Raw genomic sequence first — 18,355 nt, 5'->3', positions numbered from 1 at the left:
GAGGAAGGCCCCCTCACCCGGCCCTTCGGGCCGACCTCTCCCCCAGAGGGAGAGGTGAGAAAGGTCTAGTTCAGCAAGTGACATGCCGCCTCGCTTTCATGCTGGGGGTAGAAGCGCAGTTCGGGCGCGGTTTCAGAGCACACCGCCATGGCGTGGGGGCAGCGGGGCGAGAAGCGGCAGCCTTGCGGCAGCGCCCGCAGATCGGGCGGGGAGCCGGCAATGCCCTCGAGGCGCTGACGCGGGCCGGTCAATGGCGGGAAGCTGCTGCCGAGGGCGCGCGTATAGGGGTGTTGCGGATTGGTGAGGATCGAACTGGCGGGGGCCACTTCCACCAATTCGCCGGAATACATGACGCCGATGCGGTCGCAGAATTCGATCATCAGGCCCAGATCGTGGGTGATGAACAGGACCGAAAAGCCGAGGCGGCTCTTGAGTTCGACGATCTGCTCGATGATGTCGCGTTGCACCACCACGTCGAGCGCGGTGGTCGGCTCGTCCATGATGATGAGGCGCGGATTGAGCGCCAGAGCAATGGCGATGCAGATGCGCTGGCGCATGCCGCCGGAGAATTGATGGGGAAAATCGTCGAGCCGCTGCGGCGGGATGCCGACCAGCTCGAACATTTCGACGGCCCGGGCGCGGGCGCCCTTTTCACCCAGTTCGGGATTGTGCGTCTCGATGACGTCCATGATCTGCTCGGAAACCGGGATCACCGGATTGAGCGCGTTCATGGCGGACTGGAAGACGAAGCTCACTTCGCGCCAGCGATAGGCCTTGAGGCGGGCCTTTTCGAACTGCAGGACTTCCTCGCCGCCGAAGCGTACCGAGCCGCCCGAGACCAGGCCCGGCAGGCGGGTCAGGCGGGCCAGGGCGAAGGCGACGGTGGACTTGCCGCAGCCGCTTTCGCCGGCGAGGCCAAAGGCCTCCCCCTCGCGGATATCGAAGTCGATGCCGTTGACGGCGCGGGCGATGGAATTGTCGCCCACATAGTCGACGGTGAGGTTGCGGACCTCCAGCAAAACCCGGTCAGAAGACATCGGCGCTCCTTCCACGGCGGCTGAGGAAGCGCCTGATCCGGCCAATCTTGCGGCTCGCCTTGAGCTGCGGATTGGTAATTTCGTCGACCGCAAAGTTGATCAAGACGAGGGCCGCGCCGGTGAGCATGATGGCGATGCAGGGCGGCCAGATCTCCCACCAGGCGCCGCTCTGCAATGCGAGGTTCTTTTGCGCCCAATAGAGCATAGTGCCCCACGTAACCGAATTGGGATCGCCCAGGCCGATGAATTCAAGCGCCGCTTCGGCCAGGATGGCGGCGATGGTGCCCAACACGAAGCCGCCCATGACGAAGCTGAGCATGTTGGGGAAAATCTCGATGAGGATGATGCGCCATTTCTTTTCGCCCATCAGCTCGGCCGCCAGCACGAATTCGCGGGCGCGGAGGGCCAGGGTCTGCGTTCTTATGGTCCGGGCGGCCCAACCCCAGCCGGTCAACGCCAGCACCAGGCCGATGACGGGTGGCCCGGCGGTTTCGACCATGGTGGCGATGACGATGATGAGCGGCAGGCCCGGCAGGACCAGCACCACATTGACGAAGAAGGTGATGATGTCGTCGGTGCGGCCACCGAAATAGCCGGCCGAAATGCCGAGCGCCAGGCCGATCATCGCCGCGGCGAGACCGGCGCCGATGCCGACGGTCAGGCTGACACGGCCGCCATAGACCAGCTGGGTAAAAGCGTCCTTGCCCATGCGGGTGGTGCCCAGGACGTGCTCATAGCCGGGCTGGACATGGGGCTTGCCGGCGCGTCGATTGGGATCGTAGCTGGTCAGCAGCGGCGCGAACAAAGCGGTGAGGATCAGCGCCAGCAGGATGACGACGCCGACCATGCCCTTGCCATTGGTGACGAAGGCGGCAAGGCCGGGCGGCAGGCGGCTGGTCCAGCCGGGTCGCGATTTGAGGCCGAGTTCGGCCATCAATTCGGCCTGGGTCGGCGGCGGGTTATCGGTCACCGTGGGGATGGGGCGGGAGATGCCCAGTGGCATGGATTGTGTAAGTTCAGCCATAGGTGCGGCTCCTGCTGTTCTTCTCCCCGTCGGGGAGAAGGTGGCGCGCAGCGCCGGATGAGGGGGACGCTGTGGACGTGGCGCGATTCCCCCTCACCGACTCGGCTTCCCCGAGCCACCTCTCCCCGACGGGGAGAGGAATAAGGGAGGTCATGGGGGCCACAATACTCATCTTGCCCCTCATGTCCTGAGCCGGGGATCGAGGATGACATTGGCGATGTCGGACAGCAGGTTTGCCACCAGCACGGAGGCGGTGAGCAGCAGCAACTGCCCCTGGATGAAGGAATAGTCGCGCGAGCCGATGGCGGTGAAGGTGAATTTGCCGAGGCCCGGATAGTTGAACACCTGCTCGGTCACCAGCGCGCCGCCGAGCAGGAAACCGATGGAGAGGGCCAGAGCGGTGATCTGCGGCAGGATGGCGTTGCGGGCGACATAGCGATAGCGCACGCGGCGGTCGGATAATCCCTTGGCTTTGGCGAGGATGACGAAATCCTCATTGAGCAGGTTGATCATCACGTTGCGCATGCCCAGGTGCCAGCCGCCGAAGCTGACAAGGAAGATGGACATGACCGGCAGGGTGGCGTGGTAGAGCACGCTGCCGATGAACTCGACGGAAAAGGCCGGCATGATCGAGGTGCTATGCGCCCGCCCCAGCGGAAACCACTGCAATTGCAGGGAGAAGGCATAGAATAGCAGCAAGGCCACGATGGCCGGGGTGAAGGCGTTGAGCATCACGTTGATGGGGGTGAAGAAGCTGTCGAAGAAGCCGCCGCGATGCCAGGCGGCGTGGATGCCCATGAAGCTGCCGATGGTGAAGGCGAAGAAGATCGCCAGCCCGACCAGCACCAGCGTCCAGGTGGCGGCATAGAATAGCAGCGAGGCCGTCGGCTCGGGAAACTGCACGGTCGAGATGCCGAAATCGAGCCGCATGATCGAGCCGACATAGGTGACATATTGCTCCCAGAGCGAGCCGGTAAAGCCATAGGACTTGCGGATGGCCTCGACCTGGGCCTCGTTGAGACGGCCCTGGAAGGAGGCGATGATGCGCGCCGACGGATCGCCGGGCATCAGCCGCGGGATGAAAAAATTGAAGGTGACCGCCAGGAAGAAGGCACCGATGTAGAAGGCTAGCCGCCTCAGCAGGAAGATCATGCCGTCTCCTTTCCCTCGACGAAAGGCAACTGCCGGCGGGCCGAGTGACCCGGTCCGCCGGCCTTCGCGGGAGGTTTACTCGGCCACCGGCTGCAGGCTCAGGGCATGCAGCACGCGCTCACGGGTGCCGTCATGCACCTGCGGACGGTAACGCGGATCGTCTTCGGTCACCCAGCCGGTGAAGTGGCGGGTGGAATATTCGTACCAGGTCGGGTTGGCGAACAGCGAGATGACCGGCACGTTCTCGGCCACGAGCTTGTGGACTTCGCCGATATCGGCGAGCTGCGCATCACGATCGGAGGTGCTGCGGAACTTGTCCAGTGCCTCTTCGATGCCAGGGATTACCAGCTGGTGCATGGCCTGGAAGTCGATCTGGCCGGGCACCATCTGGCGCGGGTTGAACATCGGCTGGTACTGGCTGAACGGCGTCGCGCCGCCATTGGTCCACATGACATAGACGTCGAAATTGCCCTGCGGCACGCCATCGAACCAGGCGCCTTCATCCATGGTCTTGAGGCTGGCATTGATGCCGACATCCTGGAGGTTTTCCGCGACGGTCTGGCCGGTATTGACCCAGTCGGTCCAGCCCGACGGCATGGAGATGCCGAAGGAAATCGGCGAGCCGTCGGGATTGTCGCGCCAGCCGTCGCCGTCCTTGTCGACGAAGCCGGCGGCATCGAGCAGTTCCACGGCCTTTTCGGGGGTGTACTGCATCAGCCATTCATAAGGCTGAAGCGCGGCTTCGTCGTACCAGGTGTTGAACATCTCGCCGGTGCCGATGGGGAAGCGCGTATGCGTGGTGAGGCCAAAGGTTGAGATATCCACCAGCGTATCGCGATCGATGGCGACCGACATGGCCTTGCGGAATTCGAGATTGTTGAATGGCGCCTTGGTGGTGTTGAGCTGCAGGTTCACGTCCGAACCGGCGGGCAGCCAGTAATTGTTGAATTCGGACTGCGGCAGGAAAGTGATGTCCGGGTCGGTGAGGCCATCGCCCAGCCAGTCCAGATCGCCGGCAGAGAGCGCCGCGACGGTCTGCTCGTTGCCGTTCATCTGTGGGAAGCTCAGGCAGTCGATCTTGTTATCGGCATTGTAGTGGCTGAGGGTATTGCGGCAGACTTCATAGCCGCTGCGCGAGAAATTGCGCACTTCGGTCCACGGGCCGGTGGCGACGGGCGTGGTATTGGCGAAGTTCTTGGGATCGTCGACGCTGCTCCAGATATGCTCGGGCAGCGGATAAATCTGGCCCTGGCCGTAGCGCGCCAGCGAGTCCGGTTCGTGCAGGTTGAAGCGGACGGTCAGGTCGTCGATCTTCTCGGCGCTGACGACGTTGCCGGTGCCGGTTTCCTCGCTATAGACGTCGATGCCCATGGGGTAATCGGGGTGCGCCTTGGCGTAGTTGAAGGTGAACACCACGTCGTCGGCGTTGAAAGCCTCGCCGTCGCTCCACTTGGTGTCGGGACGCAGTTTCCAGGTGACGCTCTTGAGGTCCTCGGCGATCTCGTAGGACATGGCCAGGCCCGGAACGTCGGCTTCGGGGTTCCAGACATTTTCGATCCACAGCGGCTCATAGGTAAAGTCGCGCGTGCGCTGCTGTGGGCCGGTGGGATTGTTGGGGTTGAAATTCTCTACCATGGCATCGGTGTGATAGGGCAAGAGGCGCAATATCACCTCTTCCTGCCCGACGGCCGGCACGATGGCGCTGGTGGTCAGCAAGGCGCCGGCCAGCACGGTCAATAGTCCGATCTTATGCAAGGTCTTTTCCTCCTTTGGCGGGTCGCCCACACTCCCATGTGAGATCGATCCCATAAACTCCCTGTGCGGCCGCGGCGCTGCCGTTGCCAACGATAGTCGTCTCGCCTCCTCGTGCCGGCGTCTCCTGCGCCAACCGGCCAGACGGTCGTCCCTCCTCCCTCGCCTCCTTTCGCTAAGGCCTGGCGGGACCGACGCTGTCGCGCACGACCAGCGAGGTCCCGATAGTGGTCTGCAGCATGGCCGAGCCGGGCTCGCCCAAGAGCTTGAGCAGCAGGTTTGCCGCAGTCTCGCCGATCTCGTCGACCGGCTGCCTGATAGTGGTGAGCGGGGGCCACAGGTGGCGCGCGTGAAAGGCATCGTCGAAGCCGATGACCGACACGTCCAAGGGCACCGACTTGCCGGCATGGCGCAGGGCCAGCAGCACACCGGCCGCCATATCGTCGTCGCCGGCAAAGATGGCGGTGAAATCATGGCCTTCATCGAGCAGGGCCATGGTGGCCGAATAGCCGAATTCCTGGCTGAACTCGCCGTTGACCACCTTGATATCGGCCATGCTCATGCCGTGGGCCGCGAGTGCCTCGGCAATGCCCTCGAGGCGGGCGGCGGTATCGCCGAAATCAGCCTGGCCGGACAAATGGACGATCTTGCGGTGGCCGTGGTCGAGCAGGAAGCCCACCGCATCGCGGGCGCCGCCGAAATTGTCGAGCTGCACCGAGCCGCGGGCAACCTCGCAGCCCATGCGGCCGATCATCACCACCGGGATATGGGCGGCGCGGATGATCTCGACCACGTCCGCGCGCAGCGGGCGTTCCAGATAGAGCAGGATGCCGTCGCAGGAGCGATCGACCAGTTCGATGATGGCGCGGGCCTCCTCGTCCTGGTCGGCATAGCCCGACGACACCATCAGCGCCTTGCCGGCCTTACGGGTGGCGCGCTGCAGGCCATAGACCATGTTGGCGAAATAGGGCGTGCCCACATCGACCACCACGGCGCCGATCATGTTGGAGCGATTGGAGCGCAGGGCCTGGGCCAGGGTATTGGGGCGATAGCCGAGCTCTTCTATGGCCTTCTGGATGGCGCGGCGTTTTTCCTCCGAGACATAGCCGTTATCGGCCACGACCCGGGACACGGTCGACCGGGACACGCCCGCTCGTTTCGACACATCATCGATGGTCGCCATGCCGTCCTCAACTCCCCTGCGGCCTCTTGTGGGACCGATCCCATATGGTGAAATCGTTTGCGGCGGGGAGTCAAGAAGACCACTTGCGACTTTGGTAGATTTTGATCGCGGGGAAAATTCGCCCCGCCGAGCCCTATCGCGGCGGGACTAAGTATTTTGATCCAAAGCGCTTTTGGTCTACGACGAAAGTATAGGTTTGGCCGCAAAGAGGTATTGAAACCCTTCAAAGTGGCTTCAAAGTGGTATTACAAACACCGTGTCATTCCGGCGAAGGCCGGAATCCAGCCTGAGATGACTGACCTACCCTAGACGCGGAAGGACCTCAGGATGGATCCCGGCCTTCGCCGGGATGACACCGTGGTTGGTGAAGGCCCTCAATCCACCCTGCCCCGCGCATCCACCTTCACCGTCTCCACCACCCTGCCCCCCGAAATCAGCGTCACCCGGTCGAACAGGTTGCTCACCACGCAGGCGTGGTTGGGGATGATGCGGAGTTTTTCGCCGATTCTTGGCTTGCTGGTGCAATGGGAGAGATCGATGGTGCCGTGCTCCTCGCTGAGGCCCGAGATGATCGCCTCGGGATAGGCCTCGATCAGGCCGAAGCCGGTCATGCCCAGCGTGTCGCTGGTCAGCGCCTTGGAGCCGGCGTCGATGATGGCGCGATCCTCGGTGGGGCGGCTGACCACGGTGGCGAGGACCGTTAGGGCGCAATCGTCGAAGCTCCCGACGCCTTTGGCGACCTGAAAGCGGTCCATATAGATATAGGTGCCGGGGCGGTGTTCGGTGGCGGCAGCCACCTCGTGGGCGCGCCAGATATCGGGCGTGCCGCCATTGGACACCACCGCTGGGGGCAGACCGGCGGTGGTCAGCAGCAGCCTGACGGCGGCGAGCCAGGCGGCATTGGCTTCCACCTGCCCGGCTGCGGGATAAGTCATCAGGCCGCCGAAGCGCAGGCCGGGGGAGTTGGCGATCTTTTCGGCCAGAGCGAGGGCGGCGGCAGGGGTCTGCACGCCGCAGCGGCCCATGCCGGTATCGCATTCGACCAGCACGGTGAGCGGGATGGCGGAGCCGGCAAAGGTGCGCGACAGGCCCTCCACGGTTTCGGGGCTGTCGGCGGTTACGCTGATATGGACGCGAGCGGCAAGCGCCTTGAGGCGGGCGAGCTTCGGCGCGCCGATGATATTGTAGGGCAGGAAAATTTCGCTGATGCCGGCATCGGCGAAGACTTCGGCCTCGCCCAGCTTCTGCACGGTGATGCCGACCGCGCCCAGTTCCATGGCGCGCTTGGCGAAGCGGGGCAGCTTATGGGTCTTGATATGAGGGCGCAGCTTGATGCCGTGGCTGTCGGCATAGGCCTGCGCGCGGCCGAGATTAGCCTCGACGCGGTCGAGATCGATAAGGACGGCGGGGGTGTCGAGTTCGAAAATGTCGGTCATTTGCCCCTCAAGACTTCATCGACGAAACGCAGATTGCCCGCGGTGAGCCCGGCATCGACCGGCAGCACGGTGCCCGTTATCCCCGAAGCCGCGTCGGAGCAGTAGAACAAGGCCGCGTTGGCGACTTCCGATGGCAATACCATACGCCCCAGGGGATAATGGGGGAGAACATTGTCGAGCAGGGTGGGATCGGCTTCAAGCCGATGGTCCCAGGCCGGGGTGCGCACCGAGCCGGGGCAGATGACATTGGCGCGGACGCCTTCGCCGCCGCGCTCCACCGCAATGGCCTTGGCATAGGCCACCAGTCCCGCCTTGGCGGCGGAATAGGCCGGATTGCCGAAATGGGCCAGGGCATTGACCGAGGAGATGAAGACCAGGCTCCCCCGGCCCCGCTTGGCCATGGCCGACACGATGGGGTCGGTCATGGCGTAGGCGCCATTGAGGTTGATCGCCAGTTCGGAGGCCCAGACATCGTCATCGACCTGGCCGAGATGCTCGGCGCGGGTGAAGCCGGCATTGGAGACGACGGCGTCAGGCGCGCCATTTGTGGTGAGCCAGGCGGTGACGGCGGCGCGGGTAGCCTTGGGGTCGGCCTGGTCGAACAGGATTTTTCCAGCCAGATCAAGGCCTTCGAGCATGGCGGCCTCCCGATCAGCGCCAATGACGCTGGCGCCGGCCTCGCGGAAGGTCTTGACCAAAGACTGGCCGATACCGCCGCCGGCACCTGAAATGAGGACGGTCTTGCCATCGAGGCGGAAGGGGGACGGCGTCATGGGTATTCCTCTTACGGCCCCTTATACGCCACGCAGTCGATTTCGACCTTGCAGTCGACCATCATATGGCTCTGCACGGCGGCGCGGGCGGGTGGGTTGTCGCCGAAATAGCTTTTATAAACAGCGTTGAAGCTCCAGAAATCTCTGGGATCGTCGAGCCAGACGCCGCAGCGCACGACGTGTTCGAGACCGTAGCCGGCTTCTTCAAGGATGGCGATGAGGTTCCGGATCGTCAGGTGGGTCTGCTCGATGATGCCAACCCCCTGAATTTCCCCATCTTTCATCGCCACCTGGCCGGAGACGAACAGGAAGCCGCCGGCTTCGACGGCGCGGGCGAAGGGCAGGTTCTGGCCGCCGGCGCCGGCTTTTTCGGCACCATATCGCTTGATGGGCATGGCAGTCCTCCTTGTCTGATTTCTGAAAGCCAATTTCGTAATTGTGGAGTTTATCGGGGGAGAACGCCGATTTCGCCCCTAATTTGTGGTCACGAATGTAAATTTCTTACGTGATTGCCGGGCATGGCCTATGCTAGCGTGCCTGGCGGCAGCTTCCGGCATGCTGGCATATTTCCTGCTGTTTTCTTGCGAGTTGCACCGTGCGTGTCTTCACCGCCGCCCTGGCCACCGAAACCAACACGTTTTCGCCCATCGCCATCGACAAGCGCGCCTTCGAGGCTTCGCTTTATGCGCGGCCGGGTGAGCATCCGGCGACGCCGACGCTGTGCACGGCGCCGATCACGGTGGGGCGCGAAGTCTGTGCGCGCGAGGGGTGGGAGCTGATCGAGGGCAGCGCCAGCTGGGCGGACCCGGCGGGGCTAGTAGCGCGGGCGACCTATGAGGCATTGCGCGACGAAATTCTTGAACAGTTACAGGCTGCTATGCCGGTGAACGGCGTGGTGCTGGGGCTGCATGGGGCCATGGTGGCGCAGGGCTATGACGACCCCGAGGGCGATTTTCTGAGCCGGGTGCGGGAGATCGTGGGGCCGGATATACTGGTCTGCGCCGAGCTCGATCCGCATAGCCACCTGACGGCAAAGCGGGTGGCGGCGGCCAATTTCTTCGTTGTTTTCAAGGAGTTCCCCCATATCGACTTCGTCGACAGGGCGCGGGATCTGTGGGCTATCGCGGTGCGGGCGCTGAAGGGCGAGATCACGCCGGTCATGAGCGTGTTCGATTGCCGGATGATCGATGTATTTCCCACCAGCAAGCAGCCGATGCGCGGCTTCGTGGACAAGCTGTATAAAATGGAAAAATCCGAGCCGGGGCTGCTGAGCCTGTCGGTGATCCACGGCTTCATGGCCGGAGACGTGCCGGAAATGGGCACCAGGGTCATCGCGGTGACCGACGGGGATAAGTCACGGGGCGACAGGCTGGCGGAAGAGCTGGGACGGGAATTGTTCTCCATGCGCGGCACTTTCATGGTCAGCCAGGTGGACGAGACGGCCGCCGTGGATGCGGCCATGGCAGCGCCGCGCGGGCCGGTGGTGATTGCCGATGTGTGGGACAATCCCGGTGGCGGCACGGCGGGCGATGCGACGGTCATTCTGGCAGAGCTGATCGCGCGGGGGATAAGGGATGTGGCGGTGGGCACGATCTGGGATCCAATTGCGGTACAGATCTGTTTCGCGGCCGGGGAAGGGGCGGAAATTCCGCTGCGTTTCGGCGCCAAATCGGCGCCCGATACGGGCAATCCGATCGACAGGCGGGTGACGGTCAAGCGCTTGGTGCGCAATGCGGAAATGCGGTTCGGGGAGAGCCTTGCGCCCTTCGGCGATGCCGCGTGGATCAGCTTTGACGGGATCGACGTGATCCTCAACTCGACGCGAGCGCAGAGCTTTGATCCAAGCCTGTTTTCGGTGATGGGGATAGAGCCGACATCGCGGAAGATTCTGCTGATCAAATCGACCAACCACTTCTACGACAGCTTCTCCAAGATCGCCTCGGAGATCGTCTATTGCGCGGCGGGAAAGCCCTATCCGAATACGCCGGCGACGACGCCCTATCGCAAGGCGCGGCGGGATATCTGGCCGATGGTCGAGGACCCCTGGGCGCGTTAGCAGGGGGCCGAATGCGCTAGCAGACTGTTAGCATTGAGGATGGCGGGGTGTGAATCTGGCTTCCTTCTCCCTCTATGCTGTTCAACCCACCGTGTCATTCCGGCGAAGGCCGGAATCCATCCCGACATGTACAATGCGCGGTGATGGTTGAAAGACCATCAGGATGGATCCCGGCCTTCGCCGGGATGACACCGAGTTGTGGATATCAGTCCGCAGCCCAGTTTCCGTACATGATGGGCATGGTGCCAACGAGGGCCTTGAAGCGGTTCCAGCTTTTGCGCTCGGGGGTGGTCCAGCCGGATTCGGCGATGGCCGAGAGGCGGGGGAAGACCAGGCGGTCGAAGATGGCGCGATCGGTCATGCTTTCGGACCAGATGCAGGCCTGGATGCCGAGCAGGTGCTTGAGGCCCTGTTCGGACATGCCGGCGCGGCTTTCGAACTCATAGGTCTCCTGCGGGCCCGACCAGCCCGCCCAGCCGGCGCCGGGCTCGGCCCAGGCCTGGCCGTTGGCCATGTCGAGATAGTAGCGCTGGCCGGGGGAGACGACGATGTCGTAACCGCGCTCGGCCAGTTCGGCATTGATCTCGACATTGCGCCAGCCGATGACGAAGGCCTTGTCCTTGTCGACGGCATCGCCATGGGCGGCTTCTTCCCAGCCGCCGGTGATGGCGCCCTTCTGCTTGATGATTTCGTGCACGCGGCGGATGAAGGCGGCCTGGATGAGGGCGGTGGGGGAGCCCTCGATCTCATCGGCGCCACCATGGTTGCCGAGCTGGTTGAACTGCTTTTCGTGCTTGCGGCGCATGTCGGGGCCGCCGAGCTTTTCGATCATGTCGAGGGCGAGCGGGGAACCGGACCAGGCGGCGAGTGGGACCTCGTCGGCGCCGAGATGGAAGATGCCCGCGGGGAAAAGCTCGAGCATTTCGTCGATGACGGTTTCGACGAATTCATAGACCGGCTCGTGCGCCGGGTTGAGGCTGTTGTTGGGGAAGCCCTGGACGGACTGGTATTCGCCGGTCTCGTCGGGATCGCGCAGCCAGGGCAGCGCCTGCAGGGCGGCGTAGAAGTGGCCGGGCATGTCGATTTCGGGAATGACCGCGATGGCGAGGCTATCGGCCAAAGCGACGATCTCGCGGATCACGGGCTTGGAATAATAGCCGCCTGTCGGGTGCGGGCCGGAGCCGAGCAATGGCGGCAGGGCCTTGCCGTGGCCGCGCCAAGCGCCGATTTCGGTGAGGGCGGGATAGGCATCGATCTCAACGCGCCAGGCCTCGTCTTCGCTGAGATGCCAATGGAACTTGTTGAGCTTGTTCCAGGCCATCAGCTTGATGAGGCGGCCGACTTCGGCGCCGGAATAGAACTGGCGGGCCACGTCGAGGTGGCAGCCGCGATAGGTGAAGCCGGGTTCGTCGGTGATGGTGCCACCAGTGGGGAAGAGGAAGGTCTGCGGATATTGTCTGGCCCCGCGCAGGATGTGGCCCAGGGTGACGAGGCCATAGAACATGCCCTGGCGCGTGGAGGCTTCTACCGTCACGGCATCGCCGGCAAAGAGGACTTCATAGGCTTCGACGCCCAGGCCGGCGCGATGGCGGATGATGACCGGCAGGCCGGCTTCGGAGGCGGGCCGAACGATGCCTTCGACGGGGAAGAGATCGGCAACGAGGCCGGCAAAGGCCGTGGCGGCGCGGGTGGCGTCATCGCCCACCGGCTTGAGATCGAGGCCGGGAGGGGCAGTTCGGGCGCCTGTGGTGGCGACCGATTTGGGCCAGGGGATGATGGAGACGGGCACCGGCGCCTTGGCCGGAACGGGGAATTTGGCGGCGCCCTTGAGCAAGGGGGAGTTGTGGCCCTTGGCCTGGGTGGGGGCGGTGGCCAGCGTGACGATGGTGCCATCGGCGAGGGCGACATAGCCGGAATTGGCGCCGTCGCTCCAGTGGCGCAGGCCGTAGGAGAGGCCGCGGGCGGTGGACTTCCAGGTCTGGCCGGGTTCGAGCACGAAGCCATCGGGCGGGGCGATCAGCGTGTGATTGGAGAGGCGCTTGAGCAGGACGCCGTTTTCCAGCGTGGCATGGGGATCGATGCGGGCCGGACCGGAAAAGCCGAGCTGGAAATCGCGGACGGCCGTATCGCCGGTATTGGTGAGCTCGATGCCGTAGCCGAGGGGTTCACCATCGGTGGCGGGGGTCCAGGTGGTGACGAGGGAGAAGGATGTGGTCATGAAATTCTCAAATGGCTGGATGTTGGTTCCCCTCTTCCCTTGAGGGAGAGGGTGGAAATCCGCGTGCAGCGGATTTGCGGGTGAGGGGTGCTGCGCCATCCCATGCTACGAGCGTATTGATGGTCCCGGGACCCCTCATCCGCCCTTCGGGCACCTTCTCCCTCAAGGGGAGAAGGGGAAAGAAACCCGGAATACATCACTAATCCCCCAGGGGCTGGGCGTCGTCGCCGTCGCGGTTGACGACGAGCTGGTGCTTGATGCGGCGCATGCTGGCCACGGCGGGAGAGCCCAGGCGCGTGGCGACGGTCTGGGCCAGGATGTCCACCGCCGCAAGAAGCGCATAGCGGCCGGGGGTGGGCCGCAATATGTCGGGATTGTCGCGCCGGTCGATGGGCAGCAGAATATCGGCCTGCTCGGCCATGGGGGAGTTGGAGCGGGTTATGACGATGCGGGTATGGCCATACTCGCCAGCAACGGCCATGGCATTGACCAGCGGCAGGTTGTTGCCCGAGAGCGAGAAGGCGACGATGGCGGTGCCCGGCGGCGAGGCGGCGGCGCGCATCATCTGCACCTGATGGTCGGTGGAGGAGGCGATCTTGAGGCCGAGGCGGAACAGCCGCATTTCGGTTTCCGACGCGACCATGGAGGAGGAGCCGCCCGAGCCGAAGGCCAGCACATAGCTGGCCTTGACCATGGTTTCGGCGGCGCGCTCGACGGCGTCGAAATCGAGATGGTCGAAGGTTTCATAGATGGTCGACTGGATGCCGTTGACCACGCCCTGGGCGATTTCGCGCACGCTCGACGGGCCGGCGGCCGGAGCGAAATAGCGCTGGCCGACAAAGCGCGACTGGGCCAGCCGCACCTTGAAATCGGCATAGGAGTCGCAGCCGAGACGGCGGCAGAAGCGCGTGACGGTGGGCGGGGACACCTCAGCCTGGGCGGCCAGATCGACGATACTCATCTTGAGCACGCTATCGACATCGGCGAGGACGATTTCGGTCAAGGCGCGTTCGGAGCGGGTGAACTCGTTCTTCTCGGTCTGCAGCAGGCCGACAATGTCCAGCATGATTTCCCCTCATATTCCGCGTCCTGACACGCAACCAGCGGCGGCGCTTTCGCCTCCCTCCTCCTTGAGGGGAGGACTGAGGGTGGGGTCGATGTGTGGCCCACAAAGCCACCCTCCCCAGCTCTGCTACGGCCCTTCGGGCCTAGCTCCACTACCCTCCTCTCAAGGGGGAGGGTGGGATAGAGCCGCAGCCTCACACCGCAGGACGTCCTAGTAGACCGCCAGCCCTGCCTGGTCAAAGAGATGGACCTGATCGAGCGCGAAGCTCACCTCGTGGGACTTGCCCTCGGGAACATCGGGGTCGCCCTCGAACAGGCCAACGAAATTCTCGCCGCCGGGCAGGGTCGAATAGGTGACGGTGTGGATGCCGAGCTCTTCGACGATATTGGGCGTCACGGTGAAGGTGACCTCGCCCTTGCCCAGATGCAGATGCTCGGGACGGATGCCCAGCGTGACCGGCTGGCCGGCAATGGCGCGCGACTGACGCGGCAGGGTGATGGCGCCCAGGGCGCCCATATCGATGGTGGCGGAGGTGCCGTCGGCCGCGGTCACGGTGCCGTTGATGAAGTTCATCTTGGGCGAGCCGATGAAGCCGGCGACGAAGATATTGTCGGGGCGATGGTAGAGCTCGAGGGGCGAGCCGACCTGGGAGATGACGCCGGCATCGAGCACCACGATCTTGTCGGCCATGGTCATGGCTTCGACCTGGTCGTGGGTGACATAGATCATGGTGGAGCCCAGCCGCTTGTGCAGTTCCATCAGCTCGATGCGCATCTCGGAGCGGAGTGCGGCGTCGAGGTTGGACAGGGGCTCGTCGAAGAGGAAAATCTTGGGCTGGCGTACGATGGCGCGGCCGATGGCGACGCGCTGGCGCTGGCCGCCGGACAGGGTGCCGGGGCGCTGCTGCAGGCGGGATTCGAGCTGCAACACCTTGGCGGCGGCGCCGACGCGCTGGTCGACCTCGGCCTGGGGCAGGCGCTCGACGCGCAGCGGAAAGGCAATGTTTTCGTAGACCGTCATATGCGGATAAAGCGCATAGGACTGGAACACCATGGCGATGCCGCGCTGCACCGGGGGCAGGTCGTTGACGACCTTGCCCGATATCTCGATCTCGCCGGAGCTGACCTCTTCGAGCCCGGCAATCATGCGCAGCAGGGTGGACTTGCCGCAGCCGGAGGGGCCGACGAAGACCACGAACTCGCCCTCGGAAACCTCCAGGTCGATGCCCTTGATGATGTGGGCTTCGTTGAAGGATTTTTCCACGCGCTTGAGGCTGAGCTGGGACATATCGACTCCTTGGAACCTGCTCCACCCGCATGGAATGGGAGGTGTTACCGTGAACCGAGCGGGGCCCGGTCGCTCCCTCTCCCCTGAGGGGAGAGGGTTGGGGTGAGGGGTTAGACTCTCGGCATGAGTACCGGCAGTGAACCCCTCACCCGACCCTTCGGGTCGACCTCTCCCCTCAGGGGAGAGGTGACCAGACCTTACTTGTACTGCTCGAGATCGGCAGCGGCCTTGGTGAGGGCAGCGGCCGGTTCGGCCTGGCCGGTCACGACGGACTGGACCAGCTCGATCATGACGTTCTGCAGGCCGAGATAGTCGGTCAGCAGCGGCTCGGGACCACCGAAGGCGATGCCGTCGAAGAACGGCTTCCAGTTCGGATCGGCGGCGATGATCGCGTCAACGGCCGCACCCGGACGGAGCGGGGTCAGGCCCTGCTCGGCTTCATAGGCCGACTGGTTTTCCGGGTTGGTGAGGAACTTGGCGAGATCGACTGCCTTGTCTTCATAACCGGTGCCCTTGAACACGGCCATCGAGTCGGTGATCAGCAGCGTGCCGGGACCCTTGGCGGACGGGCCGAGCGGCAGCTGGGCAACGCCCCACTTGAACGGCGAGTCCTTGAGCAGGTTGAGCGTACCGGAAGCGGCATGGATCATGCCGAGCTTGCCATCGAGGAAGATGGCGCGCACTTCGTTCTGCTCGTAGGCGGTCGGGCCTTCTTCGGCATAGGCGGTGATATCGCGCAGAGCCGTGATGGCTTCGAGGTTCTGCGGGCTGTCGAGCACGATGTTATTGTCGGCGTCGATCACCAGGCCGTCATTGGTGTAAACCCAATGCAGGAACTGGTGCATGGTATTGTCGAAGGTCTTGGCGACAACGCCGAAGCCATCGGCATCGGTGTTTTCCTCGATGGCCTTGGCGGCGGCGATCTCGTCGGCCCAGGTCGCCGGCGGAACTTCGGGATCGAGGCCGGCAGCGGCGAACAGATCCTTGTTCCAGTAGAGAGCCTTGGTCGAGAAGGCGACCGGGCGGCCCCACTGGGTGCCGTCGAAGGTTACGGTATCGGCGACGTAGGGGTAGTAAGCGGCCTTTTCCTCATCGGTCATCGGCATGTCGACGATGAGATCGTTGGAGGCGAGCTGCTTGAGGGCGCGCGAGCCGATATAGGCCAGACCCACGGGGGTACCGGCGACGGCGAGCGTGGTCACCTTGTCCTGGCACTGGCCCCAGCCCACGACTTCGACCTGAACGTCGAAACCGGGATTGGCGGCTTCCCAGGCCTCGATGGTGGAGACGTGGACGGGGCTGGGCGTATCGCCACATTCGACGAACGAGATCACCTGGTCCTGCGCGGCGGCATAGGCCGTCGAGGCAAGCAGAGCGACAACCGCACCACCCAGAATCCTGCTTTTAGTCATTTTTGTTACCTTCCCTTGCTTCACTGCCCCGAGGGGCGAGTATCTCCCGCCCCGAGGGGCAAGAATCTTGGGCCGCGTTGTTGCCCGGAAACCTAAGTCCCTGTTTCCGGCCACGGCCTAAGTCTTGACGGCGCCGGCCGTGAGGCCCGCAACCAGATATCGTTGTAGAAAGACGATCAGCACGAGCACTGGCGCGATGCCGACGAAGCTGGCGGCCATGAGCTCGTTCCACACCACTTCCTGGCGGCCGAAATAGGCGAAGAGGCCGATGGGAAGGGGCATGAACTCGGTCTTGGAGTTGAAGGTCAGCGCAAAGATGAACTGCTGCGCATAGGCTCCGATGAAGGTGGTGATGGCGACGACCGCGATGCCGGGCATGGCGATCGGCAGGATGACGCGGCGTAAAGTATAGAGGCGGCTGGCGCCATCGACCCAGGCGGCTTCATCCAGCTCGCGCGGGATGCGCATCATATAGGTGCGCAGCAGCCAGATGGCCGAGGGGATGAGGAAAGCCGCGCCGGGCACGATCATGGCCCAATAGGTATTGAGCAGACCAAGCTGGCGCATCAGGCGGAACAGCGGGATGAGCAGCACGGCGCCCGAGAACATGTTGACCGCCAGGAACGCCGCCAGCAGCGGGCCGCGGCCGGGGAACGGGAAGCGGGCGAAAGCATAGGCCGCCGGCACCACCATGATGAGCACGATCACCGTGGCCGCGGTGGAGATGAAGAGCGAATTGACGATATAGCGCCAGAAGCCGGGCACCGATTCCCACATGGTGAAATAGGCGGTGAGCGAGCCTTCCTTGGGCCAGAAGCTGTAGGGCGAGGAGAACAGCCGCGACAGCGGTTTCAGCGAGACCATGAAGCCTTCGATGAAGGGCGCCAGCACGAAGAAAAGGAACAGCGCGATGCCGGCATAGATGGCGACATATTCGTACCACTTGTAGCGGTCGATCATCGGGCGGACGGCCTTGGCGGCCCTGGCCTTCCTGGTCGCGACAGGCGCCATGGCGGCATCGTCGGCCGGATGGGCAGTCTTTTCGGCGGCGATATCGAGGGGCTGCACGGTCATGCGCGTTCTCCCGTGTTGATCTTGCCGACGACGCGGAAGTAGGCGAGGCAGAATACCGACAGGAACAGGCAGATCATCACCGCGCGGGCGGCGCCCTCGCCATATTTGTAGGAGCCGATGGCCACCTTGTAGGTGTCGATGATCATGGTTGTGGTCGAGCCGGAGGGACCGCCGCGGGTGAGGATCCAGATGATGTCGAACGAGTTGAACGTCGCGATCAGGCTCAGCATGGACATGGTGACCATGGCCGGCACGATCATCGGCAGGGTGATGCGGCGGAAGCGGTAGAAGCGGCCGGCGCCATCGGTCCAGGCGGCCTCGTAGAGATCGCGCGGAATAGATTGCATGGCGGCCAGCAGGTAGATGGTGACCAGCGGCACGCCGATCCAGACGTCGGTGACGATGGTGGCCCAGAAGGCGGTATTGCCATAGGCGAGCCAGGCGACCGGCTTGTCGACGATGCCGAAATTCTGCAGGAGGCCGGAAATCATGCCGAACTGGCCATTATACATCCAGCCCCACATGAAGATGCCGATGGCCATGGGGACGATCCAGGGCGGCATGGTGAGGATGCGGAACAAGGCACGGCCGGGCACGGCGGCATTGAGCAGAACGGCGCCACAGGTGCCGATGATCATCTTTATGGAGACCGAGAAGAAGGTCCAGATCACGGTGCGGATGATGACTTCGGAGAAATTGGCCTTGAAAATCTTGTCGTAGTTCGCCCAGCCGACCCAGTCATAGGCCGGGCGCAGGGCCGCATTGGTGAAACTGAGATTGATGGTATCGACCAGCGGATAGGCGACGATGCCGATGATGTAGAGCAGAGCCGGAGCCAGCAGGGCGAAAGCGAAGATCGAAGCGCTACGGGTGCTGGTCATCTCG

Annotated in this window: 15 protein-coding genes; 1 reads left to right on the top strand and 14 read right to left on the bottom strand. The window is 63.7% G+C overall.

The features are described from left to right. Nucleotides 1-65: 65 nt before the first annotated feature. From ASD04_RS14905 to ASD04_RS14865, 8 genes are all read right to left on the bottom strand, one after another. Nucleotides 66-1,037: an ABC transporter ATP-binding protein gene (locus ASD04_RS14905; protein WP_056258575.1), complete on the bottom strand. Its 972-nt coding sequence runs from the start codon at nucleotides 1,035-1,037 to the stop codon at nucleotides 66-68. Further along, nucleotides 1,027-1,971 (bottom strand): ABC transporter permease, encoded by a 945-nt coding sequence (locus ASD04_RS14900; protein ID WP_082531285.1) that lies wholly within the window; start codon nucleotides 1,969-1,971, stop codon nucleotides 1,027-1,029. Before ASD04_RS14900 ends, ASD04_RS14905 begins: the two co-directional genes overlap by 11 nt. A 270-nt stretch (nucleotides 1,972-2,241) precedes the next feature. Further along, nucleotides 2,242-3,213 (bottom strand): ABC transporter permease, encoded by a 972-nt coding sequence (locus ASD04_RS14890; protein WP_056258570.1) that lies wholly within the window; start codon nucleotides 3,211-3,213, stop codon nucleotides 2,242-2,244. Nucleotides 3,214-3,288: 75 nt separating this feature from the next. Further along, nucleotides 3,289-4,968, bottom strand: a complete 1,680-nt coding sequence (locus ASD04_RS14885; protein ID WP_162245142.1) for an ABC transporter substrate-binding protein — start codon at nucleotides 4,966-4,968, stop codon at nucleotides 3,289-3,291. Nucleotides 4,969-5,140: 172 nt separating this feature from the next. Beyond that, nucleotides 5,141-6,148: a LacI family DNA-binding transcriptional regulator gene (locus ASD04_RS14880; RefSeq protein ID WP_056258565.1), complete on the bottom strand. Its 1,008-nt coding sequence runs from the start codon at nucleotides 6,146-6,148 to the stop codon at nucleotides 5,141-5,143. Between the two features lie 374 nt (nucleotides 6,149-6,522). Beyond that, nucleotides 6,523-7,584 (bottom strand): D-TA family PLP-dependent enzyme, encoded by a 1,062-nt coding sequence (locus ASD04_RS14875; protein ID WP_056258564.1) that lies wholly within the window; start codon nucleotides 7,582-7,584, stop codon nucleotides 6,523-6,525. After that, nucleotides 7,581-8,357: an SDR family oxidoreductase gene (locus tag ASD04_RS14870; RefSeq protein ID WP_056258561.1), complete on the bottom strand. Its 777-nt coding sequence runs from the start codon at nucleotides 8,355-8,357 to the stop codon at nucleotides 7,581-7,583. Before ASD04_RS14870 ends, ASD04_RS14875 begins: the two co-directional genes overlap by 4 nt. Nucleotides 8,358-8,368: 11 nt before the next feature. Beyond that, complete coding sequence (locus ASD04_RS14865; RefSeq protein ID WP_056258558.1) at nucleotides 8,369-8,752, bottom strand: RidA family protein; 384 nt, start codon at nucleotides 8,750-8,752, stop codon at nucleotides 8,369-8,371. A 200-nt stretch (nucleotides 8,753-8,952) separates the two neighbouring features. Here ASD04_RS14865 and ASD04_RS14860 point away from each other — a divergent pair, with 200 nt between their 5' ends. Beyond that, on the top strand, nucleotides 8,953-10,413 hold the full coding sequence (locus tag ASD04_RS14860; RefSeq protein WP_056258556.1) for a M81 family metallopeptidase: 1,461 nt from the start codon (nucleotides 8,953-8,955) through the stop codon (nucleotides 10,411-10,413). A gap of 205 nt (nucleotides 10,414-10,618) precedes the next feature. On the opposite strand, the gene ASD04_RS14855 is transcribed toward ASD04_RS14860, so the two are convergent. The 6 genes from ASD04_RS14855 to ASD04_RS14830 form a co-directional block, all read right to left on the bottom strand. Continuing rightward, complete coding sequence (locus ASD04_RS14855) at nucleotides 10,619-12,631, bottom strand: beta-N-acetylhexosaminidase (RefSeq protein ID WP_056258553.1); 2,013 nt, start codon at nucleotides 12,629-12,631, stop codon at nucleotides 10,619-10,621. Nucleotides 12,632-12,830: 199 nt separating this feature from the next. Next, a complete protein-coding gene (locus ASD04_RS14850) occupies nucleotides 12,831-13,697 on the bottom strand; it encodes a MurR/RpiR family transcriptional regulator (protein WP_056258550.1) in 867 nt (288 codons plus the stop codon). A gap of 210 nt (nucleotides 13,698-13,907) precedes the next feature. Continuing rightward, entirely contained in the window at nucleotides 13,908-14,984 is a 1,077-nt protein-coding gene (gene ugpC / locus ASD04_RS14845; protein WP_056258548.1) for a sn-glycerol-3-phosphate ABC transporter ATP-binding protein UgpC, read from the bottom strand. A 197-nt stretch (nucleotides 14,985-15,181) separates the two neighbouring features. Next, entirely contained in the window at nucleotides 15,182-16,396 is a 1,215-nt protein-coding gene (locus tag ASD04_RS14840) for a sugar ABC transporter substrate-binding protein (RefSeq protein WP_056258546.1), read from the bottom strand. A gap of 117 nt (nucleotides 16,397-16,513) precedes the next feature. Then, complete coding sequence (locus ASD04_RS14835) at nucleotides 16,514-17,356, bottom strand: carbohydrate ABC transporter permease (RefSeq protein WP_056259263.1); 843 nt, start codon at nucleotides 17,354-17,356, stop codon at nucleotides 16,514-16,516. A gap of 110 nt (nucleotides 17,357-17,466) precedes the next feature. After that, nucleotides 17,467-18,351, bottom strand: a complete 885-nt coding sequence (locus ASD04_RS14830; RefSeq protein WP_056258543.1) for a sugar ABC transporter permease — start codon at nucleotides 18,349-18,351, stop codon at nucleotides 17,467-17,469. Nucleotides 18,352-18,355: the final 4 nt, after the last annotated feature.

Source organism: Devosia sp. Root436, from assembly GCF_001426345.1.
Classification (GTDB): domain Bacteria; phylum Pseudomonadota; class Alphaproteobacteria; order Rhizobiales; family Devosiaceae; genus Devosia.
This window is presented reverse-complemented; position numbering and strand designations above follow the sequence as displayed.